This is a genomic window from Pseudomonas sp. OST1909, assembly GCF_015277575.1.
Classification (GTDB): Bacteria; Pseudomonadota; Gammaproteobacteria; order Pseudomonadales; family Pseudomonadaceae; genus Aquipseudomonas; species Aquipseudomonas synxantha_A.
The window spans coordinates 4,956,809-4,983,595 of sequence record NZ_CP063780.1 but is presented as its reverse complement, the minus strand read 5'-3'; the positions used below and the strand labels follow the sequence as shown (position 1 = coordinate 4,983,595).

Annotated in this window: 19 protein-coding genes, 6 tRNA genes, 3 rRNA genes and 1 riboswitch; of the genes, 20 read left to right on the top strand and 8 right to left on the bottom strand. The window is 56.2% G+C overall.

Features of this window, described 5'->3' with window-relative positions:
* Positions 1–31: 31 nt before the first annotated feature.
* The 5 genes from astA to astE all read left to right on the top strand — a co-directional run bounded on the left by astA (position 32) and on the right by astE (position 5,357).
* Positions 32–1,057 carry an arginine N-succinyltransferase gene (astA, locus tag IH404_RS21650; protein WP_005790626.1) on the top strand — a complete coding sequence of 342 codons (1,026 nt, stop codon included), beginning with the start codon at positions 32–34 and terminating at the stop codon, positions 1,055–1,057.
* Positions 1,057–2,523, top strand: a complete 1,467-nt coding sequence (gene astD, locus IH404_RS21645) for a succinylglutamate-semialdehyde dehydrogenase (RefSeq protein WP_194438994.1) — start codon at positions 1,057–1,059, stop codon at positions 2,521–2,523. The genes astA and astD overlap by 1 nt, the downstream gene beginning before the upstream one ends.
* A gap of 157 nt (positions 2,524–2,680) precedes the next feature.
* The gene (gene astB, locus IH404_RS21640) at positions 2,681–4,027 is read left to right on the top strand and encodes an N-succinylarginine dihydrolase (protein WP_194438993.1); all 1,347 of its coding nucleotides are present in this window, start codon (positions 2,681–2,683) and stop codon (positions 4,025–4,027) included.
* Positions 4,028–4,053: 26 nt separating this feature from the next.
* Positions 4,054–4,341: a hypothetical protein gene (locus IH404_RS21635; RefSeq protein WP_003175651.1), complete on the top strand. Its 288-nt coding sequence runs from the start codon at positions 4,054–4,056 to the stop codon at positions 4,339–4,341.
* Between the two features lie 11 nt (positions 4,342–4,352).
* Complete coding sequence (gene astE / locus IH404_RS21630) at positions 4,353–5,357, top strand: succinylglutamate desuccinylase (RefSeq protein WP_005790619.1); 1,005 nt, start codon at positions 4,353–4,355, stop codon at positions 5,355–5,357.
* On the opposite strand, the gene IH404_RS21625 is transcribed toward astE, so the two are convergent.
* Both IH404_RS21625 and IH404_RS21620 read right to left on the bottom strand, forming a co-directional pair.
* A complete protein-coding gene (locus IH404_RS21625; RefSeq protein ID WP_005790617.1) occupies positions 5,358–6,977 on the bottom strand; it encodes a M91 family zinc metallopeptidase in 1,620 nt (539 codons plus the stop codon).
* 205 nt (positions 6,978–7,182) lie between these two features.
* Entirely contained in the window at positions 7,183–7,695 is a 513-nt protein-coding gene (locus IH404_RS21620) for a 6,7-dimethyl-8-ribityllumazine synthase (protein WP_005790615.1), read from the bottom strand.
* Between the two features lie 96 nt (positions 7,696–7,791).
* A riboswitch (FMN riboswitch) is annotated at positions 7,792–7,961 on the bottom strand.
* Positions 7,962–8,151: 190 nt separating this feature from the next.
* On the opposite strand from IH404_RS21620, the gene ltaE reads away from it, so the two are divergent.
* From ltaE to mgtE, 8 genes are all read left to right on the top strand, one after another.
* The gene (gene ltaE / locus IH404_RS21615; protein WP_194438991.1) at positions 8,152–9,156 is read left to right on the top strand and encodes a low-specificity L-threonine aldolase; all 1,005 of its coding nucleotides are present in this window, start codon (positions 8,152–8,154) and stop codon (positions 9,154–9,156) included.
* A gap of 146 nt (positions 9,157–9,302) precedes the next feature.
* Positions 9,303–11,921, top strand: a complete 2,619-nt coding sequence (gene alaS, locus IH404_RS21610) for an alanine--tRNA ligase (protein ID WP_005790610.1) — start codon at positions 9,303–9,305, stop codon at positions 11,919–11,921.
* A gap of 95 nt (positions 11,922–12,016) precedes the next feature.
* Entirely contained in the window at positions 12,017–13,258 is a 1,242-nt protein-coding gene (locus IH404_RS21605) for an aspartate kinase (protein ID WP_005790609.1), read from the top strand.
* Positions 13,259–13,433: 175 nt separating this feature from the next.
* The gene (gene csrA, locus IH404_RS21600; RefSeq protein WP_003175645.1) at positions 13,434–13,622 is read left to right on the top strand and encodes a carbon storage regulator CsrA; all 189 of its coding nucleotides are present in this window, start codon (positions 13,434–13,436) and stop codon (positions 13,620–13,622) included.
* 62 nt (positions 13,623–13,684) lie between these two features.
* Positions 13,685–13,775, top strand: a tRNA-Ser gene (locus IH404_RS21595).
* Between the two features lie 108 nt (positions 13,776–13,883).
* Positions 13,884–13,960: transfer RNA gene (locus tag IH404_RS21590), tRNA-Arg, on the top strand.
* A gap of 72 nt (positions 13,961–14,032) precedes the next feature.
* Positions 14,033–14,109, top strand: a tRNA-Arg gene (locus IH404_RS21585).
* Between the two features lie 349 nt (positions 14,110–14,458).
* Positions 14,459–15,901, top strand: coding sequence for a magnesium transporter (gene mgtE, locus IH404_RS21580; protein ID WP_194438989.1), 1,443 nt, complete (start codon positions 14,459–14,461; stop codon positions 15,899–15,901).
* A gap of 100 nt (positions 15,902–16,001) precedes the next feature.
* Here the strand turns inward: mgtE and IH404_RS21575 are convergent, their stop codons facing one another.
* From IH404_RS21575 to IH404_RS21570, 3 genes are all read right to left on the bottom strand, one after another.
* The gene (locus IH404_RS21575; protein ID WP_003193592.1) at positions 16,002–16,328 is read right to left on the bottom strand and encodes an Arc family DNA-binding protein; all 327 of its coding nucleotides are present in this window, start codon (positions 16,326–16,328) and stop codon (positions 16,002–16,004) included.
* A gap of 372 nt (positions 16,329–16,700) precedes the next feature.
* Positions 16,701–16,880 (bottom strand): PA3371 family protein, encoded by a 180-nt coding sequence (locus IH404_RS27900; RefSeq protein ID WP_242462622.1) that lies wholly within the window; start codon positions 16,878–16,880, stop codon positions 16,701–16,703.
* A gap of 11 nt (positions 16,881–16,891) precedes the next feature.
* Positions 16,892–17,119 (bottom strand): hypothetical protein, encoded by a 228-nt coding sequence (locus IH404_RS21570; protein ID WP_194438987.1) that lies wholly within the window; start codon positions 17,117–17,119, stop codon positions 16,892–16,894.
* 323 nt (positions 17,120–17,442) lie between these two features.
* Between IH404_RS21570 and IH404_RS21565 the strand changes: the two genes are divergently transcribed.
* The 7 genes from IH404_RS21565 (at position 17,443) to IH404_RS21535 (ending at position 25,034) form a co-directional block, all read left to right on the top strand.
* Positions 17,443–17,519 (top strand) — tRNA-Arg (locus tag IH404_RS21565).
* 593 nt (positions 17,520–18,112) lie between these two features.
* Positions 18,113–19,649, top strand: a 16S ribosomal RNA gene (locus tag IH404_RS21560).
* A gap of 124 nt (positions 19,650–19,773) precedes the next feature.
* A tRNA-Ile gene (locus IH404_RS21555) sits at positions 19,774–19,850 on the top strand.
* A 10-nt stretch (positions 19,851–19,860) separates the two neighbouring features.
* A tRNA-Ala gene (locus IH404_RS21550) sits at positions 19,861–19,936 on the top strand.
* Between the two features lie 237 nt (positions 19,937–20,173).
* Positions 20,174–23,065: ribosomal RNA gene (locus IH404_RS21545) — 23S ribosomal RNA — on the top strand.
* Between the two features lie 156 nt (positions 23,066–23,221).
* A 5S ribosomal RNA gene (rrf, locus tag IH404_RS21540) occupies positions 23,222–23,337 on the top strand.
* The 16S, 23S and 5S rRNA genes sit together here with 2 tRNA genes alongside, the layout of an rRNA operon.
* 317 nt (positions 23,338–23,654) lie before the next feature.
* Entirely contained in the window at positions 23,655–25,034 is a 1,380-nt protein-coding gene (locus IH404_RS21535; RefSeq protein WP_005790600.1) for an MFS transporter, read from the top strand.
* Positions 25,035–25,091: 57 nt separating this feature from the next.
* Here the strand turns inward: IH404_RS21535 and IH404_RS21530 are convergent, their stop codons facing one another.
* The 3 genes from IH404_RS21530 to flgM all read right to left on the bottom strand — a co-directional run bounded on the left by IH404_RS21530 (position 25,092) and on the right by flgM (position 26,780).
* Positions 25,092–25,841 carry a flagellar brake protein gene (locus IH404_RS21530; protein ID WP_005790597.1) on the bottom strand — a complete coding sequence of 250 codons (750 nt, stop codon included), beginning with the start codon at positions 25,839–25,841 and terminating at the stop codon, positions 25,092–25,094.
* Between the two features lie 96 nt (positions 25,842–25,937).
* Complete coding sequence (locus tag IH404_RS21525; RefSeq protein WP_005790595.1) at positions 25,938–26,408, bottom strand: flagellar protein FlgN; 471 nt, start codon at positions 26,406–26,408, stop codon at positions 25,938–25,940.
* 48 nt (positions 26,409–26,456) lie between these two features.
* Positions 26,457–26,780 carry a flagellar biosynthesis anti-sigma factor FlgM gene (gene flgM / locus IH404_RS21520; protein ID WP_194438985.1) on the bottom strand — a complete coding sequence of 108 codons (324 nt, stop codon included), beginning with the start codon at positions 26,778–26,780 and terminating at the stop codon, positions 26,457–26,459.
* Positions 26,781–26,787 lie beyond the last annotated feature (7 nt).

The following is a 26,787-nucleotide window of genomic DNA, read 5'->3' as shown; positions in this document are numbered from 1 at the left end:
CTGACAACAGCGGCCCGTTCGAGGAGATAGCATGATCGTTCGTCCCGTACGCAGCAGCGATTTACCGGCCCTGATTGATCTGGCGCGCAGCACCGGCACCGGCCTGACCACCTTGCCGGCCAACGAAGAGCGCCTGACCCACCGGGTTGGCTGGGCGGAAAAAACCTTTCGCGGCGAAGCCGGGCGCGGCGATGCCGACTACCTGTTCGTGCTGGAAAACGATGAAGGCCGCGTGGTCGGCATTTCTGCCATTGCCGGTGCCGTGGGCCTGCGTGAGCCCTGGTACAACTTCCGGGTCGGGCTGACCGTCAGCGCCTCTCAGGAGCTGAATATCTACCGCGAGATTCCGACGCTGTTTCTGGCCAACGACCTCACCGGCAATTCCGAATTGTGCTCGTTGTTTTTGCATGCCGATTATCGCAACGGTCTTAACGGCCGCATGTTGGCCAAGGCGCGCATGTTGTTTATCGCGGAGTTCCCGCAATTGTTCGGCAACAAGATCATTGCCGAGATGCGCGGCGTATCCAACGACGCCGGGCGTTCGCCGTTCTGGGAAAGCCTGGGTCGACACTTCTTCAAAATGGAGTTCAGCCAGGCCGACTACCTTACCGGTGTGGGCAACAAGGCGTTTATCGCCGAGCTGATGCCGAAGTTTCCGCTGTACAGCTGCTTCCTGTCCGAGGATGCGCGCAACGTGATCGGCAAGGTCCATCCGGACACCGAGCCGGCCCTGAGCATGCTCAAGAGCGAAGGGTTCAGCTATCAGGGCTATGTCGATATCTTCGATGCGGGCCCGGCGGTGGAGTGTGAAACCAGCAAAATCCGTGCGGTGCGCGACAGCCAGTCGCTGGTGTTGGCCATTGGCACGCCGGGGGACGACGCCACGCCGTTCCTGATCCATAACCGCAAGCGCGAGGAGTGCCGTATCACTGCTGCTCCGGCCCGGCTGGCGGCAGGTACCCTGGTGGTCGATCCGCAGACCGCCAAGCGCCTGCAACTGGTGGTGGGTGATCAAGTGCGTGCCGTACCGTTGTCCGCTGCTCGGGAGTCCAAGTAATGAATTCGCTGTATATCGCAGGTAGCTGGCTGGCTGGCCAGGGGGAGCTGTTCGAATCGCGCAACCCGGTAACCCAGCAGGTATTGTGGGCCGGCAACGGCGCCACCGCCGAGCAGGTCGAGTCCGCCGTGCAGGCGGCACGCCAGGCATTCCCTGCGTGGGCTCGTCTGCCGTTGGAAGAACGCATCAGCGTGCTGGAAGCCTTTGCCAACACCCTGAAAAGCCGTGTCGATGAAATCGCCCGCTGCATTGGTGAGGAAACCGGTAAGCCTTTGTGGGAATCGGCTACCGAAGTCACCAGCATGGCCAACAAGATCGCCATCTCGGTGCAGAGTTATCGTGAGCGCACCGGCGAAAAGAGCGGCCCATTGGGTGATGCCACCGCGGTATTGCGTCACAAGCCTCACGGCGTGGTGGCGGTGTTCGGCCCGTACAACTTTCCGGGGCATTTGCCCAACGGCCATATCGTCCCGGCCTTGCTGGCGGGTAATACCGTGCTGTTCAAACCCAGCGAGCTGACCCCGAAAGTTGCCGAGCTGACCGTGCAATGCTGGGTCGAAGCCGGCCTGCCGGCGGGCGTGTTGAACCTGCTGCAAGGCGCGCGGGAAACCGGCATCGCCCTGGCCGCCAACCCCGGCATAGACGGCTTGTTCTTCACCGGCTCCAGCCGCACCGGCAATCATCTGCATCAGCAGTTTTCGGGGCGCCCGGACAAAATCCTCGCTCTGGAAATGGGCGGCAACAACCCGCTGGTCGTGGATGAAGTGGCCGATGTGGATGCGGCGGTCTACACCATCATCCAGTCTGCGTTTATCTCGGCTGGTCAGCGTTGCACCTGCGCCCGTCGCTTGTTGGTACCGGAAGGCGCCTGGGGCGATGCATTGCTGGCGCGGCTGGTGGCGGTGAGCGCAACGATTGAAGTCGGTGCGTTCGACCAGCAACCGCCGCCGTTCATGGGCTCGGTAATCTCCCTTGGCGCGGCGAAAGCCTTGATGGACGCCCAGGAATTGATGTTGGCCAATGGCGCCGTAGCGCTGCTGGAAATGACCCAACCACAGGATCAGGCCGCATTGCTGACCCCAGGCATCATCGACGTGACCGGCGTAACCGAGCGCGAAGACGAAGAACTGTTCGGCCCGCTGTTGCAGGTGATTCGCTACGCGGATTTCGCCGAGGCAATCGCAGAGGCCAACAACACCCAATACGGCCTGGCCGCTGGCCTGTTGTCGGATAGCGAAGCGCGTTACCAGCAGTTCTGGCTGGAAAGCCGTGCCGGTATCGTCAACTGGAACAAGCAGTTGACCGGCGCCGCCAGTACCGCACCGTTTGGCGGGGTAGGGGCCTCGGGTAACCATCGGGCCAGTGCGTATTACGCGGCCGATTATTGTGCGTATCCGGTGGCGTCGCTGGAAACGCCGAGCCTGGTGGTTCCAGCCACGCTAACCCCCGGCATTACACTGATCTGAATGTAGGAGGGGGCTTGCGCCCGATGGCGGTGTGTCAGTCACCTGATTAGTCAACTGACACCCTGCTATCGTGAGCAAGCCCCCCTCCCACATTTGAACTGTGGTGTGTTCAAGTAATTTGATGCCTATAAAAACAGATGTTCGTGGAGCCTCGCCGATGAAATCCTGTGAAGTCAATTTTGACGGTCTAGTGGGGCCGACCCATAACTACGGCGGTTTGTCCTTTGGCAACGTCGCCTCCCAAAGCAACAGCCAGCAGTCTTCCAACCCGAAGGAAGCGGCGTTGCAGGGCCTGCAGAAAATGAAAGCCCTGATGGACATGGGCTTTGTGCAAGGCGTATTGGCGCCCCAGGAGCGCCCGGATGTGGCCGCCTTGCGCAACTTGGGTTTCAACGGCACCGACGCCCAGGTGATCCAGCAGGCGGCCAAGCAGGCCATGCCGTTGCTGGTAGCCAGTTGCTCGGCATCCAGCATGTGGGTAGCCAACGCGGCCACGGTCAGCCCAAGCGCCGACACCGCAGACGGCCGCGTGCATTTCACCGCCGCCAACCTCAACTGCAAGTACCACCGCAGCATCGAACACCCCACCACCAGCCGCGTGCTGGGGGCGATGTTCGCTGACGGCAAGCACTTCGCTCACCACGCCGCGTTGCCGGCGGTGGCGCAATTTGGTGATGAAGGCGCAGCCAACCACACGCGTTTCTGCCGTGAGTACGGTGAGGCGGGCGTCGAGTTTTTCGTGTTTGGCCGCAGTGCCTTCGACCCCCGTTACCCGGCCCCGCAGAAGTACCCGGCACGCCAGACCCTCGAAGCCTCCCAGGCCGTTGCGCGCCTGCACGGTTTGAAAGATGACGGCGTGGTCTACGCCCAGCAGAACCCGGCGGTGATCGACGCAGGCGTGTTCCACAACGATGTGATTGCAGTGGGCAACGGTGAAGTGCTGTTCTATCACGAGGATGCATTCCTCAATACCGAACAGATGCTCGCTGAACTGCACGGCAAGTTGGGCAAGCTGGGCGCTGACTTCCAGTCCGTCTGTGTGCCCCGTGCCCAGGTCAGTGTCGAAGACGCGGTGCGTTCCTACCTGTTCAACAGCCAGTTACTGACCCGCGCTGACGGCTCGATGCTGCTGATCGTGCCGGAAGAATGCCGTGCCAACGAGCGTGTGTGGCATTACCTGCAGGGCCTGACCAGCTCCGGGGGGCTGATCCGCGAAGTCAAAGTGTTCGACCTCAAGCAAAGTATGCAGAACGGCGGCGGCCCGGCGTGCCTGCGTTTGCGCGTCGCCTTGAACGAAACCGAACTGGCGGCGGTGAACCCAGGCGTTATCATGACCGCGCCGCTGTACGAAACCCTGACCCAATGGGTTGGCAAGCACTACCGCGACAGCCTGCGCGAAACCGACCTGGCTGACCCGCAGTTGCTGCTTGAGTGCCGGACGGCACTGGATGAACTGACGCAAATCCTTAAACTGGGCTCGGTTTATCCTTTCCAGATCAATTAACGCCATACGGCTGAGATATTTTATTTATGACCGACACCCTGAAGCTGATCCTTGAAGACACCGACGGCACCCAGCTTGAAACTTCCTGCACCCGCGTTGCCGTGGTCTGGCAGGGCAAGGAGATCTGGATCCAGCACGACGGCCGTGGCCAACTGCTGATTGGTGTGGACGTCGAAGAGGGCGACGCCGAGTACGCCAACCTGCTGATGCGTCCCTTGGCGACCAACCTGATGAGCCTGCAACTGGAAATGGAACCGGCCGACGTTGAGGGTGATGACGACGATCACGTCCATGGTCCTGGCTGCAACCACTAAGGAAGCTGCTTATGCTCGCCCTCGGCAAACTGCTTGAACTGACCCTCGCCGGTCGCGAACCGGCGCAAAAAATTCAACTGACTGTCGACGGCGTGCAGATGCGCTGGCTCAGCGAGGGCGCGCTTGAAGTACGTCCTCCTGAAGCTTTGGACAACGGCAGTGACTTGCTGCTGTCGTCCGGCATCCATGGCAACGAAACCGCGCCGATCGAACTGCTCGACCGCCTGTTGCATTGCATCGCCCGTGGGGAAATCAAACCCCGCTCCCGTATTCTGTTTCTGTTCGGCAATCCCGAGGCCATGCGCCGCGGCGAGCGTTATCTCGAACTGGACATCAACCGGCTGTTCAACGGCCGGCATGAACAAAACATCGGCCCCGAGGCCATGCGCGCCGCCGAGCTTGAGCAATTGGCCCGCAGCTTTTTCAGCCTGCCTGGCCGCTCGCGCCTGCATTACGACCTGCATACCGCGATTCGTGGTTCGAAAATCGAGCAGTTTGCGTTGTACCCGTGGAAGGAAGACCGACAGCATTCACGCCGAGAGCTGGAGCGCCTGAACGCTGCCGGCATGCAGGCGGTACTTCTGCAGAACAAAACCTCGATTACCTTCACCGCGTTCACCTACGAGCAACTCGGCGCCGAGGCTTTCACCCTGGAGTTGGGCAAGGCGCGCCCGTTCGGGCAGAACGAGGGCGTGGATGTGTCGCGCCTGGAAGCGCGTTTGAAGCAGATCATCGAGGGCAACGAGCCTGAGACCGGCAGCCTGGACGGCCTGCAACTCTTCGCCGTTGCACGCGAAGTGATCAAGCACAGCGACGCCTTCGTGATGCACCTGCCGGCGGACGTGGAAAACTTCTCGTCGTTGCCCAAGGGGTACCTGCTTGCCGAAGACGTGGCCAAGACACGCTGGGTGATCGAAGAAGAGGGGGCGCGCATTATCTTTCCCAACCCGAAAGTGAAGAACGGATTGCGCGCAGGCATATTGGTCGTGCCGAGCGATGGTAAGGAGCTGGTCTAGTTACATCAGGTTGTAATGCTGGCGCAGTGGAAGTCCTAGCTCCTGGCGTAACCTGTTTTCACTGAACAGCGGGGGCTCGAAGGGCGCAGGCGGGGCCGAGGGCGCTGAATTGTCATCCGCATCGGCAGACGTTGTCGCTACAGGCACGATGGGTAAGCCTGTGGCTTGCACCTCCGCATTGGACACTTTTCGATTGCGGCTGCGTGGATAATTTTCTTCGCTGAGCCCGCTTTCCACCATGCCAGTAACGTAGTAGTAGGCGTGGCACAACTCGTGAAACAGGCTAATGATGCTCGGGGTTGCTTTAAATAGAACGCCTGTGTTGTACCAGATATCTCCACCGTAAGAGGGTGTGCCCGGTTTGTCCCCCTTCATCAAGGCGTCTGGGGCGGTGTCTGGGTCTGGAATGAACTCGCTGTTGTTACGATCAATCAGCTCATGGATGATGATCGGTCGCCCGCTTTTGCGCTCTGCGCGGGTGAGTTCAGCCAGGAGTCGCTTGCCGGTAGGCGAACAGAGCAGCAGGCGTAGATCGTCATTCACCCGGCTGATAAATGAAGGGCTACCCTGTACCTCAACTCCGGTATGCAACAAGCCGCCAGGCTCACTGTGGACAATGTGGGAGGCGAATTCATTAGAGGCGGGTATTTGCGGTGTGTCGGCGTGCGTCATCACGGCACAGTCAGCGGTGAGTGTGGTGTTCTGGCTGTAGTAAGTGGTGTCTTTAGCCTTTAGCCGAGTGACGTCGTCAAGCCCGCGGCCGGTATAGATAACGTTTGTTCCGCGGCCTGCCTCAATTCGGTCGCCGTCCTCGGCACCACTGAGAATGTTGTGCCCTTCGCCGCCGATAATATGGTCCTGGCCGTCTCCACCGTCGATAAACGTATCGCCATCACCACTGAGTATGTCGTTGCCAGGCCCTCCGTAAATGAAGGTGTAACTGCGTTTGTGAACATGCACCTCGTCATCGCCATCGCCGGCCTCAACATGACTGTTGCCGTCGAGAATAGTGACTAAATCGTCCCCTGGGCCGGTATCTATGCGTGTGAAATGACCTGCGCTGAGGATTCGATCCTTGCCATCACCGCTGCGGACAGTGATATGGGTTGTCACGTCATCATCGATGTGAATGCGGTCATCGCCACCCTGAGTGATCAACATCAGTGTCTGGAGTGGGGCAAGACGGATCAAGTAAACCGTCTCGTTGATACGCATGGCCAGGGACGGTAAGCGCGGAAGTTCGATAGGTCGACGAGGTTTTAAAATCGTCGGCTGGTTCACTGATGAATGCAACGCGCTATGCAGATGTGCGAGCGACCTGATGCTGATAGTGTCAGGCTTGTCGGAAGTGGTGAACCACAATTGATCGAGTTGGCTGGGGCTAAAGATCTGCCGTTCGATAACGACGTTTTCGTCCTTGAAGATCGGATGGATTTCGATTACGCCGTCACCGGCGGGGTTGTCATAGGGGACTTGGCGCACATGTTGCGAGTGTCGCTCGCCGTCGACGCCTTTGTGAACTTGTGCATCCCATGCCTGTGAACTGGCCTCCAGGTCGGGTGAGCGTGGTCGCGGGAATGTGGAGGCCGAAGTGCCTTCACTCTCTATCGTTTTGGTCATGATTCAATACCTGATCGTTTAGGTTAAGAGAGACCCAATGAGGTCTGCGCTTTAACTAAACCAGATACGCGTGTTGCCAAAACGGTAGATATGCACGGAGGGAGTAGGACGCCTTGGGCAGGCTTTTTCACATGTTGAAATGCTATCTGTTCAGGCAAAAAAATGCCCCGCCAATCGAAAATGGGCGGGGCAGATTTTCTTGCGCTTAAACGGCTCGTTTGTGCTGCTCTTCACTGCGACGGATCGCCCGTACTTTATGCAGAGTATCGGCGCAGGTGCGCGCAGCTTCCTGACCCTTGTGCACAAAGTGCTCATAGAAGAACGTGGTGTGCTCGCTGCCGGCGTGGAAGTGATGCGGCGTCAGGGACACCGAGAACACCGGCACTTCAGTTTCCAGTTGAACCTGCATCAAACCGCTGACCACTGACTGGGCGACGAATTCGTGCCGGTAGATGCCACCATCCACCACCAGCGCGGCGGCGACGATGCCGGCATAGCGACCGGTCTTGGCCAGCAACTTGGCGTGCAGGGGCAATTCAAAGGCACCGCCGACTTCAAAGAAGTCGATGTCTGACTCCTGATAGCCCTGGGCGATCATTTCGGCAAGAAAGCCTTTGCGCGATTGGTCGACGATATCCTTGTGCCAGCAGGCCTGGATAAACGCGACGCGCTCGCCGTGATGGTTTTTGCTTTTGCTGTCGATTGCGGTGGGTTGCATGTTCTGACTCCTGTTTAAGAAAAAAACAGGGCGTTATGAATCGAATGGGATTTAAGGGTACGCAAGCACGCCTGGTGCGCGGCCCTTAGGTGCCAATCCCGTTCTCTCTTCATCCGGACTATGACCGTCGGCCCCGGGATCACACCGGGTCTGCTGACCTTGTCGCCGTCCTGCCGGAGCAGTTCGAGACGCCAAGCGCTCGCGGGCTATGCACATTGCGTGCAATTACCGCCGGTGGGGAATTGCACCCCGCCCTGAGAACGTTGCCGCCAGAACCCTGGCGGCGGAGAGTTTTTAACACGGTTTTTCAAAAACTGCACGACTGCCGTATCGATAAGCTATATCGGTTTGTTTGGTTGGTATTCGATTGAATGCAGTGGGGGCTTGATATTGCGTGGCTTTGCCCGCAGTAATCACACACGAAAGGACTTATCCATTCCGTTAGAGGCCCCCTTCATGACCGTGATTGACCTGCGCAGCGACACCGTGACCCAACCCACCCCCGGTATGCTCGACGCGATGGCCGGCGCCGTCAGCGGTGATGACGTCTATGGCGAAGACCCCAGCGTCAACAAGCTGGAGGCAGAACTGGCCCAGCGTCTGGGCTTCGCCGCCGCGCTGTTCGTGCCCACTGGCACCATGAGCAATTTGCTGGCATTGATGGCCCACTGTGAGCGCGGCGAGGAATATATCGTCGGCCAGCAGGCCCATACCTACAAATACGAAGGCGGCGGGGCGGCCGTGCTGGGTTCGATCCAGCCGCAGCCGCTGGAAGTGCAAGCGGACGGTTCCCTGGACCTTCACCACGTGCTGGCGGCGATCAAGCCTGACGATTTCCACTTTGCCCGCACGCGCTTGCTGGCGCTGGAAAACACCATGCAAGGCAAGGTCCTGCCGATGGAGTACCTGGCCAAGGCGCGTGCGTTTACCCGTGAGCATGGCCTGGCCTTGCACCTGGACGGGGCGCGGATCTACAACGCAGCGGTCAAGCTGGGGGTGGATGCGCGTGACATCGCCAAGCATTTCGATTCGGTGTCGGTGTGCCTGTCCAAGGGCCTTGGCGCACCGGTCGGCTCGGTGCTGTGCGGTTCCACGGCGTTGATCGCCAAGGCCCGGCGCCTGCGCAAGATGGTCGGTGGCGCAATGCGCCAGGCCGGTTCGTTGGCGGCAGCGGGGCTGTATGCCCTGGATCATCAGGTACAGCGCCTGGCCGAGGACCACGCCAACGCGCAGTGGCTGGGTGATGAGCTGCGCAAGGTCGGTTACACGGTGGAGCCGGTGCAGACCAACATGGTCTATGTGCAAATTGGCGACCAGGCGCAGGCGTTGAAAGCCTTCGCCGCAGAGCGCGGGATCAAGTTGAGTGCCGCGCCGCGCCTGCGTATGGTCACCCATCTGGATGTCAGCCGGGCACAGATCGAGCAAGTCGTGCAGACATTCGTCGCATTTTCGCAGAAATGACAGTGCAGACCGTCTAATTGACTGTTTCTATCACATAAACACGCTGTACCACCGGCGAAGGGCCGATATAATGCGGCCCTTTGCCGTCGCTCCGTCTGATGATGTTGCGCACTGGCCTTTGGCCGCAGCCTCCGTGGAAGAACCTAATGAAAAGCGCAGAAATCCGTGAAGCCTTCCTTCGCTTCTTCGAAGAGCAAGGTCACACCCGTGTAGCCTCCAGCTCCTTGATCCCAGGCAATGACCCCACCCTGCTGTTCACTAACGCGGGGATGAACCAGTTCAAGGACTGTTTCCTGGGCCAGGAAAAGCGCGCCTATACTCGCGCCACCAGCAGCCAGAAGTGCGTACGCGCCGGCGGCAAGAACAGCGACCTGGAAAACGTCGGTTACACCGCGCGTCACCACACGTTCTTCGAAATGCTGGGTAACTTCAGCTTCGGCGACTATTTCAAGAAGGATGCGATTACCTTCGCCTGGACCTTCCTGACCGGCGTGCTGAAACTGCCCAAGGAAAAACTCTGGGTTACCGTCTACGCGACGGACGACGAAGCCTATGACATCTGGACCCAGCAAATCGGTGTACCTGCCGAGCGCATGATTCGCATCGGCGACAACAAGGGTGCACCTTACGCTTCCGATAACTTCTGGACCATGGGCGATACCGGCCCGTGCGGCCCTTGCACCGAGATCTTCTACGATCACGGTGCGGACATCTGGGGTGGCCCACCGGGCTCGCCGGATGAAGACGGTGACCGCTACATCGAAATCTGGAACAACGTGTTCATGCAGTTCAATCGCACCGCCGATGGCGTGTTGCATCCGCTGCCGGCGCCGTCGGTGGACACCGGCATGGGCCTGGAGCGGATCAGTGCGGTCATGCAGCACGTTCATTCCAACTATGAAATCGACCTGTTCACCAACCTGCTGAGCGCTTCGGCTGCGGCCATTGGTTGCACCAATGAAGGCCAGTCGTCGCTCAAGGTGGTATCGGACCATATTCGTTCCTGTGGCTTCCTGATTGCCGATGGTGTGTTGCCGTCCAATGAAGGGCGTGGCTACGTGCTGCGTCGCATCATCCGTCGTGCCTGCCGTCACGGTAACAAGCTGGGTGCCACCGGCAGCTTCTTCTACAAAATCGTGGCTGCACTGGTTGCCGAGATGGGCGATGCCTTCCCGGAGCTCAAGCAGCAGCAGAGTAATATCGAGCGCGTACTCAAGGCCGAGGAGGAGCAGTTCTCCAAGACACTGGAGCACGGCCTGAAGATTCTCGAGCAGGACCTGGCTGAGCTCAAAGGCTCTGTGGTACCGGGCGACGTGGTGTTCAAGCTTTACGACACCTACGGTTTCCCGATGGACCTGACCGCCGATATCGCCCGTGAACGCGAGCTGACCATCGATGAAGCCGGGTTTGAGCGTGAGATGGAAGCCCAGCGTGTGCGTGCGCGTTCCGCCAGCTCCTTTGGCCTGGACTACAACACGCTGGTCAAGGTTGACGTGCCCACCGAGTTCATCGGCTACAAGGCTACCGCCGGCTCGGCCAAGATCGTTGCCATCTATAAAGACGGCAAGTCGGTCGATGTATTGAGCGAAGGCGAAGAAGCCGTGGTGGTGCTGGACCAGACCCCGTTCTACGCCGAGTCAGGTGGCCAGATTGGTGATTGTGGTTTCCTCAGCTCGACGTCCGGCCGTTTCGAGGTGCGCGACACCACCAAGACCGGCGGTGCTTTCCTGCATCACGGTGTGTTGGTGCTGGGCAGCCTGACCGTCGGCGCGCCAGTGGATACCCAGGTCGATGCCGACGTACGGCACGCAACTGCGTTGAACCACTCGGCCACTCACTTGCTCCACGCTGCCTTGCGTCAAGTGCTGGGCGAGCATGTTCAGCAAAAGGGCTCGTTGGTCGACAGCCAGCGCCTGCGGTTTGACTTCAGCCACTTTGAAGCAATCAAGCCTGAGCAGATCAAGGCGCTGGAAGATATTGTCAATGCCGAGGTGCGCAGGAACACGCCGGTAGAAACTGAAGAAACCGACATCGAAACCGCCAAGGCCAAGGGCGCCATGGCGTTGTTTGGCGAGAAGTACGGCGACGAAGTTCGCGTGCTGAGCATGGGTGGTAGCTTCTCGGTCGAGTTGTGTGGTGGTATCCACGCTAACCGTACCGGCGATATCGGCCTGCTGAAAATCATCAGCGAAGGCGGTGTGGCGTCCGGTGTGCGTCGTATCGAGGCGGTGACCGGTGCTGCGGCCCTGGCTTACCTCAATGCCGCCGAAGAGCAACTCAAGGAAGCGGCCAGCCTGGTCAAGGGCAGCCGTGACAATCTGATCGACAAACTGTCTGCCGTGCTGGAGCGTAACCGTGCGCTGGAGAAGCAACTGGAGCAGTTGCAGGCCAAGGCGGCCAGTGCTGCGGGCGATGATCTGTCGGCCTCGGCGGTTGACGTCAAGGATGTGAAAGTTCTGGCGGCGCGCCTGGACGGGCAGGACGGCAAGGCGTTGTTGGCCTTGGTCGATCAGTTGAAGAACAAGCTCGGCCGCGCAGTGATCCTGCTCGGCAGTGTCCATGAGGATAAGGTCGTTCTGGTTGCCGGTGTAACCAAAGACCTGACTGGCCAACTCAAGGCCGGTGATTTGATGAAGCAAGCCGCTGCGGCAGTGGGCGGCAAGGGCGGTGGTCGTCCGGACATGGCACAAGGCGGTGGTGTAGACGCCGGTGCCCTGGACGCGGCCCTGGCCTTGACCGTGCCGTTTGTCGAGGCAGGTATTTAAGGCACTGTTAATCGGCCCGTGGTCTAGTCACGGGCTTGTTCAGTGCGGGTGGATTGGATATTAGGCGCCCCTTTACGGGCTGAGGCGGCTTGGAAATGGCTTTGATCGTACAGAAATTTGGAGGCACCTCGGTCGGCTCTGTAGAAAGAATCGAGCAGGTCGCCGACAAGGTTAAGAAATTCCGCGATGCCGGCGATGACCTGGTAGTGGTGCTGTCAGCCATGAGCGGCGAGACCAATCGCCTGATCGACCTGGCCAAGGCTATCAGCGGGGATCAACAGCCGTTGCCACGTGAGCTGGATGTGATTGTGTCCACGGGCGAGCAGGTGACCATTGCGCTATTGGCCATGGCTCTGAACAAGCGTGGCGTGCCAGCGGTGTCCTACACGGGCAGCCAGGTGCGCATTCTCACCGACAGCGCGCACACCAAGGCGCGCATCCTGCAGATTGATGATCAGAAAATTCGTACTGATCTGAAGGCAGGGCGCGTGGTAGTTGTAGCGGGTTTCCAAGGTGTGGACGAGCAAGGCAACATCACCACCCTCGGGCGTGGCGGTTCTGACACCACGGGTGTGGCACTGGCGGCAGCGCTCAAGGCTGACGAATGCCAGATCTATACCGATGTGGATGGCGTCTACACCACTGACCCGCGCGTCGTGCCAGTGGCCCAGCGCCTGGACAAGATCACCTTTGAAGAAATGCTGGAAATGGCCAGCCTTGGTTCCAAGGTGCTGCAGATTCGCGCGGTGGAGTTCGCCGGCAAGTACAACGTTCCGCTGCGCGTATTGCACAGCTTCAAGGAGGGTCCGGGCACCCTCATTACTATTGATGAAGAGGAATCCATGGAACAGCCGATCATTTCCGGCATCGCTTTCAACCGCGATGAAGCCAAGCTGACGATCCGTGGCGTGCCAGACACCCCGGGCGTGGCTTTCAAGATTCTGGGTCCTGTCAGCGATGCGAATGTTGAAGTCGACATGATCGTGCAGAACGTTTCGCACGATAACACCACCGATTTCACCTTCACCGTGCACCGCAACGAATACGATGCGGCATTGAAAATCCTGCAGAACACTGCGAGCGAAATTGGCGCCCGTGAAGTGGTTGGCGATACCAAGATTGCCAAGGTATCGATCGTAGGGGTGGGCATGCGTTCCCATGCCGGCGTTGCCAGCCGTATGTTCGGGGCCCTTGCCAAGGAAGGCATCAACATCCAGATGATTTCCACTTCGGAAATCAAAGTCTCGGTAGTGCTCGAAGAGAAGTACCTGGAACTGGCTGTACGCGCGCTGCATACCGCTTTTGAGCTTGACGCTCCGGCCCGACAGGGCGAGTGATGTATTGCCAGGAAGGCGCGGTTTACCGCGCCTTTCATTTTTTTGTGGGGCGCATGTTCTTTTGCGTGGGCTCGACAATACTTAGGTGTGTAGGGCTACGGCTTTTGGGTTGTAGGTCGAATGCCTTTTTTTTGCAGACTGTTGTTCCTGAACTGAAATGCGTGAGGAGAAAGGCATGCTGATTCTGACTCGTCGTTGCGCAGAAAGCCTGATTATCGGTGATGGCGAAATCACCGTGACCGTGCTCGGCGTCAAAGGCAATCAAGTGCGTATTGGGGTTAACGCTCCAAAAGAGGTAGCGGTTCACCGCGAGGAAATCTACCTGCGGATCAAGAAAGAGAAGGACGAAGAACCAAGCCTTTAATTTTTATCGTTTTTTATGTTTGCAAACGGGGATGAACGTGGTTAATATACGCCCCGTGTTGCGGAGAGCTGGCCGAGTGGCCGAAGGCGCTCCCCTGCTAAGGGAGTACACCTCAAAAGGGTGTCGGGGGTTCGAATCCCCCGTTCTCCGCCATTATTTGCTTAGTACGTTGCAATCTGGTTTTTTCGGTAAGTTGTTGAAAATACTCGAAAAAATAGCTTTACATAGAGATTGAACGGCCTATAATGCGCGGCAACAAATGCACTCGTAGCTCAGCTGGATAGAGTACTCGGCTACGAACCGAGCGGTCACAGGTTCGAATCCTGTCGAGTGCACCATTTAAGAGTTAGTTGCAGCGATGCAGGTAACTCGGCTTCAACCAGTTGTGATCTGGACTAAAAACACAATCTGCACTCGTAGCTCAGCTGGATAGAGTACTCGGCTACGAACCGAGCGGTCACAGGTTCGAATCCTGTCGAGTGCACCATACAAACAAAAAGCCCGCCTAGTGCGGGCTTTTTGCCGTCTGGGGTTTATGTAGGTTTTATCCTGGTGTGGGTCTTTTTATCTTTCCCATGTGTTTTCCCTCTCGTGCGTGTCGTCGCATTTCTATAGGTGCAGCCAATACTGAACATTGGCTCGCAAGCGCTTGTTCTTTCCAGTTTTTTAACGTTTAAAACGGCCGGGCGGTGTATCATGCGCCCGTCAGCCCCGTCGGGGCTTGTGGAATACCTCCATGGACTTACCCAGTAGTGACTCAGTACCCCGTTTTACCAATCATGAATTGACTGATTGATCCTTCCGGCGTGCCCCGCTGCTGGGAGTGGAGTTCGCCTATGACCGAAGTAGAAGTAAAGAAAACACAAGAAAGCCTGCAGGATCGTCTGGCTCAAGTCATCGAGCTGCTGCAGCGCCAGCGCGTGGTCGAAGACCTCACGCACCGCCAGGAAGGTCCGAACCACGACCGCGTTGAAAACCTGGTTCACCGGCAAAACCTCGTGGAGTTACAATGCAAGCTCGATGACCTGCACTCCGCCGACGTTGCCTACATCCTCGAAGCTTTGCCGCTGGATGATCGACTGACACTTTGGCAGTTGGTCAAGGCTGATCGCGACGGTGACATCCTTCTGGAAGTGTCTGACTCGGTTCGTGAGACTCTGATCGCCGACATGGATGATCATGAGCTCCTGGCCGCCGCCAAGGAGATGGATGCCGACGAACTGGCCGACCTGGCACCTGAGCTGCCCCGGGATGTTGTCCATGAGTTGATGGAGGCGCTCGATACGCAGCAGCGTGAGCGCGTGCGATCGGCGCTGTCCTATGACGAGGACCAGGTCGGTGCGCTGATGGATTTCGAGATGGTCACCATCCGCGAAGACGTCAGTCTGGAAGTGGTACTGCGTTACTTGCGTCGCCTCAAAGAGCTGCCGGGCCATACCGACAAGCTCTTCGTGGTCGACTACGAGGGAATTCTCAAGGGCGTGTTGCCGATCAAGCGTCTGCTGGTCAATGATCCCGAGAAGAAAGTAGCTGACCTGATGGCCAGCGATACCGTCAGCTTCCATCCTGACGAAGATGCCTACGACGCGGCCCAGGCTTTTGAGCGTTACGACTTGATCTCGGCTCCGGTGGTCGACAAGAACGGCAAGTTGATCGGTCGTCTGACCATCGATGAAATCGTTGACTTGATCCGTGAAGAGAGTGAAACCGAAGTCCTCAACATGGCGGGTTTGCGTGAAGAGGAAGATATTTTTGCGTCAGTCTGGCGTTCTCTGCATAACCGCTGGGCCTGGCTGGCGGTTAACCTGATCACGGCATTTATCGCATCTCGTGTAATCGGGTTGTTTGAAGGCTCAATCGAAAAGCTGGTGGCATTGGCGGCGTTGATGCCGATTGTTGCGGGTATCGGCGGTAACTCCGGCAACCAGACCATCACCATGATCGTGCGGGCCATGGCGCTGGATCAGGTGAGTACGGCCAACTCTTCACGCTTGCTGCGCAAAGAGCTGGCTGTGGGCCTTATCAACGGTCTGGTGTGGGGTGGAGTGATTGGTGTGGTGGCCTATCTCCTGTATGGCAGTTGGTCTCTGGGTGTGGTGATGACGGCCGCCATGACCTTGAACTTGCTGCTGGCTGCCTTGATGGGGGTATTGATCCCTATGACCCTGGCGCGCCTTGGTCGCGATCCCGCCATGGGAGCCAGCGTGATGATTACCGCCATGACTGACAGTGGTGGCTTCTTCATCTTCCTGGGCCTGGCAACGATTTTCCTGCTCTGATCCTTTCTGCGGGGGCATGTCTGCCCCCGCTTTGCGCCCCATCTCCAAAATTCAGGCAAAAAAAAGCCAGCACATGGCTGGCTTCGGCTTTCAGTGTCAATCAATTGGCTTCTGCGGCCGCCTCAACATCGTGAGCGATAAGCGAGACGAGGGCGTTTTGCTGGCGGTGGGAGAGCTGACGAAAACGCTGCAGCAGTTCGCGTTCGTGCAGTGACAGCTCTGGGCTATCCAGTCGCATGCTCAACTCTTCACCCAAGGCACCTTCCTGAATAAGGCTTTGTTCCAGGCGTGCGATGATTTCAGAGTTCATGCTGCGGTGATGATTGCGAGCCACCTCGGCAATGCGTTCCCGCATTCCGTCTGGCAGACGTACGACGAATTTGTCAGCCGTACGGCTGGAATAAATTGCCTGTTTCAATGGGCGCATATATTTAACCGGTTAGTTCAGGGGAGCGGTTTCTGGAATTGGCCGCAAGATGAGTGTTAAGACAAGGCTCACGACCAAAGTTCAACCCGAATTGCAAAGAGGCCGCATCATGCCTCAGATTTGCCATTTCATTGGCGTCAATTCTGTGACAAATATTGAACCGCCTAAAGGCTTTGTGCCAGTACTGATTTGCATTTTTGCGGACTGGTTTGAAAACTTTGGCGCTGATGCAGTGCTAGTCCATCAACGCGCAGGGCTGCGGCGCATCTGGGTTGAAGGGCGCAGTGCAATATGGCCTTTTGCCCTCAGTCTTAAGCCTAGTGGCAGTTTGCCGATTTGCTAGGGTGATTCGACATAAGGTAGGGGAGGGGGTCAGCGAAGCAATGGATCGAACTTGATTCGGCGACCGGCGATGAGTGCCAACATCAATAGGCTACCAAACACGGCGCTGACGATGAAGGCGGTGGCTTGAGCTCTAGGGCAGTCAGTAGCTAGGCCCAGAAAGCCTGCCATCAGGGTCAAACATAGAAAAAACCAGGCAGGTTTGGACATTGATAGCTATCTCAGAAAACCCAGTACTCGGATGTAGGTGCAGCTTGTGTATCTTGGGTCAGGAGGACGGGCGACTGCTGGGTAGCAGTGACTACCGCCAGCTGGGGGCGTTGTTGCAGATGATGGGGAACTGCTTGGCTGATCAGTGCGGCATCTTGAGTATTGACTGGCTGGAAATGAAATATCACCAGTGCGGCCAGGGCCACGGCATTGAGAGCTAATAGTAGTACGCTATTCATGGTCATGTTCTCCGTGGTGCTTGGTTCGCTTGGTTTATGCAAAGAGCATTGCAGATGCCGTGCCAAACTATTTTACCTTTAAAATCAATTAGTTGATTTGCCTGCGAGGGGGCTTTGGGTTGCAGTTTGCAATGATGGCATTTTGAGGTAGTGCAATTTGCACGATCCCTGCAAGTGCCCGTGTTTGCTGGGTGAAGCTATAAAGGTATGTGCAGGGATCGCCCTACAAGCAAAATGCCTAAGGACGACATGACAAAACCTACCTCGGCCGTTAAGATGCACGCCGTCTGTCGCTGGTCTTATCCGTGACGCGCTTGTCATTTGTCCCAGTAGCTCAATTGGATAGAGCATCCCCCTCCTAAGGGGAAGGTTGGCCGTTCGAACCGGCCCTGGGACACCATCTTTATAGGCTGAACGCCTGCCATGGCGTTTACTGCTATCTACAAGCCATCCGCCTTTCTCTCTGCTGCATTTCCTTCGATCTGAATCCAGCTATCTGTTGATAGCCTGGCATTTGTTGCAGGTTGTTTTTTGCGTCAGGAGGATCCAGTGCGGGCAATGCGCTGGCTCCCTTCTTTATATGCAGAGATTCACAGAGGGCTCCAGGCCTGGTGCACGGCAGGCCAAATGGGCGTTTTGAGTTTTTTGATTTAAGGGGTTGACGCACATGCAAATCCCTGTAGAATTCGCCTCCCGCTTCGGAGAGATCTTAAGCGCAAGTGGTTGAAGTTGTTGAAGAAATCTTCGAAAGCTTCTGAAAATAATCACTTGACAGCAAATGAGGCTGCTGTAGAATGCGCGCCTCGGTTGAGACGAAAGATCTTAACCAACCGCTCTTTAACAACTGAATCAAGCAATTCGTGTGGGTGCTTGTGGAGTCAGACTGATAGTCAACAAGATTATCAGCATCACAAGTTACTCCGCGAGAAATCAAAGATGTAACCAACGATTGCTGAGCCAAGTTTAGGGTTTCTTAAAAACCCAAAGATGTTTGAACTGAAGAGTTTGATCATGGCTCAGATTGAACGCTGGCGGCAGGCCTAACACATGCAAGTCGAGCGGTAGAGAGAAGCTTGCTTCTCTTGAGAGCGGCGGACGGGTGAGTAATGCCTAGGAATCTGCCTGGTAGTGGGGGATAACGTTCGGAAACGGACGCTAATACCGCATACGTCCTACGGGAGAAAGCAGGGGACCTTCGGGCCTTGCGCTATCAGATGAGCCTAGGTCGGATTAGCTAGTTGGTGGGGTAATGGCTCACCAAGGCGACGATCCGTAACTGGTCTGAGAGGATGATCAGTCACACTGGAACTGAGACACGGTCCAGACTCCTACGGGAGGCAGCAGTGGGGAATATTGGACAATGGGCGAAAGCCTGATCCAGCCATGCCGCGTGTGTGAAGAAGGTCTTCGGATTGTAAAGCACTTTAAGTTGGGAGGAAGGGTTGTAGATTAATACTCTGCAATTTTGACGTTACCGACAGAATAAGCACCGGCTAACTCTGTGCCAGCAGCCGCGGTAATACAGAGGGTGCAAGCGTTAATCGGAATTACTGGGCGTAAAGCGCGCGTAGGTGGTTTGTTAAGTTGGATGTGAAATCCCCGGGCTCAACCTGGGAACTGCATTCAAAACTGACTGACTAGAGTATGGTAGAGGGTGGTGGAATTTCCTGTGTAGCGGTGAAATGCGTAGATATAGGAAGGAACACCAGTGGCGAAGGCGACCACCTGGACTAATACTGACACTGAGGTGCGAAAGCGTGGGGAGCAAACAGGATTAGATACCCTGGTAGTCCACGCCGTAAACGATGTCAACTAGCCGTTGGAAGCCTTGAGCTTTTAGTGGCGCAGCTAACGCATTAAGTTGACCGCCTGGGGAGTACGGCCGCAAGGTTAAAACTCAAATGAATTGACGGGGGCCCGCACAAGCGGTGGAGCATGTGGTTTAATTCGAAGCAACGCGAAGAACCTTACCAGGCCTTGACATCCAATGAACTTTCCAGAGATGGATTGGTGCCTTCGGGAACATTGAGACAGGTGCTGCATGGCTGTCGTCAGCTCGTGTCGTGAGATGTTGGGTTAAGTCCCGTAACGAGCGCAACCCTTGTCCTTAGTTACCAGCACGTCATGGTGGGCACTCTAAGGAGACTGCCGGTGACAAACCGGAGGAAGGTGGGGATGACGTCAAGTCATCATGGCCCTTACGGCCTGGGCTACACACGTGCTACAATGGTCGGTACAGAGGGTTGCCAAGCCGCGAGGTGGAGCTAATCCCACAAAACCGATCGTAGTCCGGATCGCAGTCTGCAACTCGACTGCGTGAAGTCGGAATCGCTAGTAATCGCGAATCAGAATGTCGCGGTGAATACGTTCCCGGGCCTTGTACACACCGCCCGTCACACCATGGGAGTGGGTTGCACCAGAAGTAGCTAGTCTAACCTTCGGGAGGACGGTTACCACGGTGTGATTCATGACTGGGGTGAAGTCGTAACAAGGTAGCCGTAGGGGAACCTGCGGCTGGATCACCTCCTTAATCGACGACATCAGCTGCTCCATAAGTTCCCACACGAATTGCTTGATTCATTGAAGAAGACGATAGAAGCAGCTTTAAGCTCCAAGCTGATAGCTCTTAGCTAATCAGTTACGCGCTCGAAATTGGGTCTGTAGCTCAGTTGGTTAGAGCGCACCCCTGATAAGGGTGAGGTCGGCAGTTCGAATCTGCCCAGACCCACCAATTTTGTTATGGGGCCATAGCTCAGCTGGGAGAGCGCCTGCCTTGCACGCAGGAGGTCAACGGTTCGATCCCGTTTGGCTCCACCATTAACTGCTTCTGCTGTTAGAGTTTAGAAATGAATATTCTGAAGTGAATATTGATTTCTAGTCTTTGATTAGATCGTTCTTTAAAAATTTGGGTATGTGATAGAAAGATAGACTGAACGTTACTTTCACTGGTAACGGATCAGGCTAAGGTAAAATTTGTGAGTTCTCTTAATCGAGAAATTCGAATTTTCGGCGAATGTTGTCTTCACAGTATAACCAGATTGCTTGGGGTTATATGGTCAAGTGAAGAAGCGCATACGGTGGATGCCTTGGCAGTCAGAGGCGATGAAAGACGTGGTAGCCTGCGAAAAGCTTCGGGGAGTCGGCAAACAGACTTTGATCCGGAGATGTCTGAATGGGGGAACCCAGCCATCATAAGATGGTTATCTTGTACTGAATACATAGGTGCAAGAGGCGAACCAGGGGAACTGAAACATCTAAGTACCCTGAGGAAAAGAAATCAACCGAGATTCCCTTAGTAGTGGCGAGCGAACGGGGACTAGCCCTTAAGTGGCTTTGAGATTAGCGGAACGCTCTGGAAAGTGCGGCCATAGTGGGTGATAGCCCTGTACGCGAAAATCTCTTAGTCATGAAATCGAGTAGGACGGAGCACGAGAAACTTTGTCTGAATATGGGGGGACCATCCTCCAAGGCTAAATACTACTGACTGACCGATAGTGAACTAGTACCGTGAGGGAAAGGCGAAAAGAACCCCGGAGAGGGGAGTGAAATAGATCCTGAAACCGTATGCGTACAAGCAGTGGGAGCCCACTTTGTTGGGTGACTGCGTACCTTTTGTATAATGGGTCAGCGACTTATTTTCAGTGGCGAGCTTAACCGAATAGGGGAGGCGTAGCGAAAGCGAGTCTTAATAGGGCGTCTAGTCGCTGGGAATAGACCCGAAACCGGGCGATCTATCCATGGGCAGGTTGAAGGTTGGGTAACACTAACTGGAGGACCGAACCGACTACCGTTGAAAAGTTAGCGGATGACCTGTGGATCGGAGTGAAAGGCTAATCAAGCTCGGAGATAGCTGGTTCTCCTCGAAAGCTATTTAGGTAGCGCCTCATGTATCACTGTAGGGGGTAGAGCACTGTTTCGGCTAGGGGGTCATCCCGACTTACCAAACCGATGCAAACTCCGAATACCTACAAGTGCCGAGCATGGGAGACACACGGCGGGTGCTAACGTCCGTCGTGAAAAGGGAAACAACCCAGACCGTCAGCTAAGGTCCCAAAGTTATGGTTAAGTGGGAAACGATGTGGGAAGGCTTAGACAGCTAGGAGGTTGGCTTAGAAGCAGCCACCCTTTAAAGAAAGCGTAATAGCTCACTAGTCGAGTCGGCCTGCGCGGAAGATGTAACGGGGCTCAAACCATACACCGAAGCTACGGGTATCACGTAAGTGATGCGGTAGAGGAGCGTTCTGTAAGCCTGTGAAGGTGAGTTGAGAAGCTTGCTGGAGGTATCAGAAGTGCGAATGCTGACATGAGTAACGACAATGGGTGTGAAAAACACCCACGCCGAAAGACCAAGGTTTCCTGCGCAACGTTAATCGACGCAGGGTTAGTCGGTCCCTAAGGCGAGGCTGAAAAGCGTAGTCGATGGAAAACAGGTTAATATTCCTGTACTTCTGGTTATTGCGATGGAGGGACGGAGAAGGCTAGGCCAGCTTGGCGTTGGTTGTCCAAGTTTAAGGTGGTAGGCTGGAATCTTAGGTAAATCCGGGATTCTAAGGCCGAGAGCTGATGACGAGTTAACTTTTAGTTAACGAAGTGGTTGATGCCATGCTTCCAAGAAAAGCTTCTAAGCTTCAGGTAACCAGGAACCGTACCCCAAACCGACACAGGTGGTTGGGTAGAGAATACCAAGGCGCTTGAGAGAACTCGGGTGAAGGAACTAGGCAAAATGGCACCGTAACTTCGGGAGAAGGTGCGCCGGTGAGGGTGAAGGACTTGCTCCGTAAGCTCATGCCGGTCGAAGATACCAGGCCGCTGCGACTGTTTATTAAAAACACAGCACTCTGCAAACACGAAAGTGGACGTATAGGGTGTGACGCCTGCCCGGTGCCGGAAGGTTAATTGATGGGGTTAGCTAACGCGAAGCTCTTGATCGAAGCCCCGGTAAACGGCGGCCGTAACTATAACGGTCCTAAGGTAGCGAAATTCCTTGTCGGGTAAGTTCCGACCTGCACGAATGGCGTAACGATGGCGGCGCTGTCTCCACCCGAGACTCAGTGAAATTGAAATCGCTGTGAAGATGCAGTGTATCCGCGGCTAGACGGAAAGACCCCGTGAACCTTTACTATAGCTTTGCACTGGACTTTGAATTTGCTTGTGTAGGATAGGTGGGAGGCTTTGAAGCGTGGACGCCAGTCTGCGTGGAGCCAACCTTGAAATACCACCCTGGCAACTTTGAGGTTCTAACTCAGGTCCGTTATCCGGATCGAGGACAGTGTATGGTGGGTAGTTTGACTGGGGCGGTCTCCTCCTAAAGAGTAACGGAGGAGTACGAAGGTGCGCTCAGACCGGTCGGAAATCGGTCGTAGAGTATAAAGGCAAAAGCGCGCTTGACTGCGAGACAGACACGTCGAGCAGGTACGAAAGTAGGTCTTAGTGATCCGGTGGTTCTGTATGGAAGGGCCATCGCTCAACGGATAAAAGGTACTCCGGGGATAACAGGCTGATACCGCCCAAGAGTTCATATCGACGGCGGTGTTTGGCACCTCGATGTCGGCTCATCACATCCTGGGGCTGAAGCCGGTCCCAAGGGTATGGCTGTTCGCCATTTAAAGTGGTACGCGAGCTGGGTTTAGAACGTCGTGAGACAGTTCGGTCCCTATCTGCCGTGGACGTTTGAGATTTGAGAGGGGCTGCTCCTAGTACGAGAGGACCGGAGTGGACGAACCTCTGGTGTTCCGGTTGTCACGCCAGTGGCATTGCCGGGTAGCTATGTTCGGAATAGATAACCGCTGAAAGCATCTAAGCGGGAAACTAGCCTCAAGATGAGATCTCACTGGAACCTTGAGTTCCCTGAAGGGCCGTCGAAGACTACGACGTTGATAGGTTGGGTGTGTAAGCGCTGTGAGGCGTTGAGCTAACCAATACTAATTGCCCGTGAGGCTTGACCATATAACACCCAAGCAATTTGTTTCTCGAAAGAGCATCAGATTGCGGTGTGTGAAGACGCAATGAACCGAAAGTTCGACGCTCACAAAACACCGAAAGCTGTCACATACCCAATTTGCTGAAGCGAGACCAACTGGTCGCGACTCAGTACCCGAATTTCTTGACGACCATAGAGCATTGGAACCACCTGATCCCATCCCGAACTCAGCAGTGAAACGATGCATCGCCGATGGTAGTGTGGGGTTTCCCCATGTGAGAGTAGGTCATCGTCAAGATTAAATTCCGAAACCCCTGTTTGCTAACGCAAACAGGGGTTTTGTTTTGGGCGGTTGAAAAGTACCGAGCTATTCAATACCCACAGCTTTTTGCAAAGCCTCAAAGATCAGTCGAACCTTGCAGCGCTTCAGGGTTCACAGCAGGGGCGTCATGTATTTATCTCTACCGTTGTGTACCTACAGACACAGGTGCAACGTCTGAGCTCTTATGCAAAATAATCCCCGGAAACAGGCCGCACCGCCTGTCCGGACCCGACCACCCGGACTATCATGCCGATAGCCCAATCCCTTACCGCAAGGAGCCGCTCGGAACGCCGATGCGCCAGATCTGGAAATCTTTTCGAGCCCTTTATTTCGCCTCTTTGATGATGCTGATTGGCTCCGGCCTGCTCAGTACTTACCTGGCCTTGCGCCTGGCGGCAGACAATGTCGACAGTTTGTGGGTCGGTGCGCTGATGGCCGCCAACTATTTTGGCTTGGTACTGGGCGGCAAGATCGGGCATCGCCTGATAGCCCGCGTTGGACATATTCGTGCCTACGCGACTTGCGCCGGAATCGTCGGCGCGGCAGTGCTGGGTCATGGCTTGATTGATTGGCTACCTGCCTGGATCGTGCTGCGGATAATCGTCGGCCTGGGGATGATGTGCCAGTACATGGTTATCGAAAGCTGGCTCAATGAACAGGCGGATGCCAAGCAGCGTGGCGTAGTGTTCAGCGGCTACATGATCGCGTCCTACCTCGGGTTGGTACTGGGGCAGTTGATCCTGGTCATGCATCCTCACCTTGGGCTTGAACTGCTGATGTTGGTCGCGTTGTGTTTTGCGTTGTGCCTGGTGCCTGTGGCCATGACCCGACGCATTCACCCCGCGCCCCTGCACCCGGCCCCGATGGAGCCCCGTTTTTTTATAAAGCGTGTGCCACAGTCTCTCAGTACGGTGCTGGGCGCGGGCTTGATCGTTGGGTCGTTCTACGGTTTGGCGCCGCTCTACGCGTCTCAGCAGGGGCTGACGACTGAGCAAGTCGGCTTGTTCATGGGTAGCTGCATTTTTGCCGGCTTGGTCGTTCAGTGGCCGCTGGGATGGCTATCGGACCGCTATGACCGCGCGCTGTTGATTCGCTGCTTTGCGTTGTGCCTGGCCGTAACAGCGTTGCCGCTGGCGATCATGACTCAAGTACCGCTGGAAGTGCTGTTTGTGGCAGGCTTCTTCTGTTCGCTGGTGCAGTTCTGCCTTTACCCATTGGCAGTGGCTTTTTCCAACGATCATGTAGAAGGTGATCGTCGGGTTTCGCTGACGGCCATGTTGTTGGTGACCTACGGCATAGGCGCCAGTATCGGCCCACTGTTGGCGGGTGTCGTGATGAAGTTGTTCGGCAGCCAGATGCTCTACGCGTTTTTCAGTTTGTGTGCGTTGATCCTGGTATGGCGCATCCGTCCCAAAGCAGTGACCAACCTGCACCAGGTCGACGACGCCCCGCTGCATCACGTGGCGATGCCTGACAGCATGTCCAGTTCACCGCTGGTAGCAGCGCTCGACCCACGGGTGGATGAGCAAGTGGTGCAGGAGCAGATGCAGGTCACTGTCCCTGACCCGGAACCCGAGCCAGACCCGGTAACTGATGAGCCAGCCAATGAAGAGCCGCAGGAGCCGGTAGACCCGGATGAACATCCCCATGACTTGAGCAGGGCACGCCCCTGAATGAAAACGGGCAGTTCCTATCAGGAACTGCCCGTTTTTTATTTCAGCGTCTAAACCTTAAAGATCATCGTCCTTGTCGAAGCGCCGAGCCTCGCGCTGCAGCTGGTAGACAAAACGCTCCACCTGGCGCTGCACCAAACCACTCATGTTGTGAAAACGCACGCCAGCAAAGGTCGTGTTGATCTTGTCTTCGAAGTGCAGGTAGCGCAGTTCGACGGAGGTGGTCATGCTGCCAAAGGGCAGGGCGGCGATAAAGCGGTCATAGACCTGGCCCAACTGAAGGCGCTCGGAGATATCGCCCTCAAAGCGCAATTTGCAGCCAGTGGCGGAAATGTCCAGAAGTTTGCCGCTGATCGGTGCCTTGAGCTTCTCGCCGCCCAGTTCGATATTCACCAATTGCGCAAGTTTCAGTGCGGCGCGAAATGCATTGCGCCGCTGATGATAAACCACCTCGTCAGGCATGCTGCCGCTATAGATACGGTGGCCGTCTTTTTCGCTGATGTTCAGCGTGCCATTGCTTTCCCAGGCAACCCGTACACCTTCATGGAAGCCTTCGATACGAAAGGGTTCGCCGTTCTCGAGGTAGCGCTCACCGTCTCGGGGGATCATTTCATCCAGGGCCAGCGTTTTGCTGTCCCGATCAATATCCACCAAATAGCTCTGAAAGCGCTGGCTGCGTTCGTGGAAAGTGATGATCAGCGGATCATGGCTTTCTTGCAGCATCCGTAATGTGCTGGCGACTTCCAGAGGCGTAGTGAGCACCTTCGGTGGCTGCGGTGCATCTTCCGCATTAGGGGCGTTGAACACGGTTCTTCCATCTCCAGACAAAGTACGACTACACGCAAGAACCGGCATTTTGCCAGTATGTAGCGCTCCTTGGATAGGTCGCGCTGTAAACCGGTGTCAGGCTTGGCTGCGGGTACTTGGCTTGACCAGGCGAGAGGTGGAGCCTTGGGCGTTGTACAGGGCCGGAGGCTCACCACCGTGCAGTATGCGCAACTGATTGGCGGTCGTGGCTTGCTGAAGCTGGATTGATTGGCCGTTGAGCAGGTTGGCTTCCTGGCACTGGGCAAGCAATTGATTGAGTTCTTTGCTTTGCGCCAGTAATTGATCACCGACCGAGGAGTGGCTAGCCAGTTGTGCCAGGCCTTCGTGATCGGCAGGCAGGCCCAGGCTGATGAGTATCTGGCTGCGCTTCTTGCCGTGTTGTTCGAGCAACACAATCAGCGACTGCTTGCGCGCCAGGATTTCTTCGAGCAAGGGCATGTCCCGGCCGTACAGGGCCAGGGATTCTTCCTTGAGCAGCTCAAGCAACTGGTGCGTTGGCGCCAGATCATCAATGATCAGTTGAAGCAGATGTTCGTCGTGGTGCATGGCTGGCCTTGGGTTTTAAGCGTCCAAAAGCCCTGCGCAGGCTTTTGCCTAGCGCTCGGCTTCGAAGTTAAGCAGCTTATTGGCTACACGGCTGCTGTCGACTTTATAGCTGCCGTCGGCGATGGCCTGTTTCAACTCAGCCACGCGAGCTTTATTGACAACCGGCTGATCACGCAGCGAGTCAGTGACCTTCTGCAACTGTTGAGCCTCATTGCTCAGGTGTACCGATTCCCCGCTCTGGCTGGCGCTGGCCTGCTCTGCCTTGGCGGGCAAGGGCTGGGACTTGGCTTCTACGCTGTCCTTGGCACCGTTGGTGCGCGTATTGCCCGGCAAAGCCTGGGTGTTATTCAAACGACTGAAATCAATGACCATGGTGAAA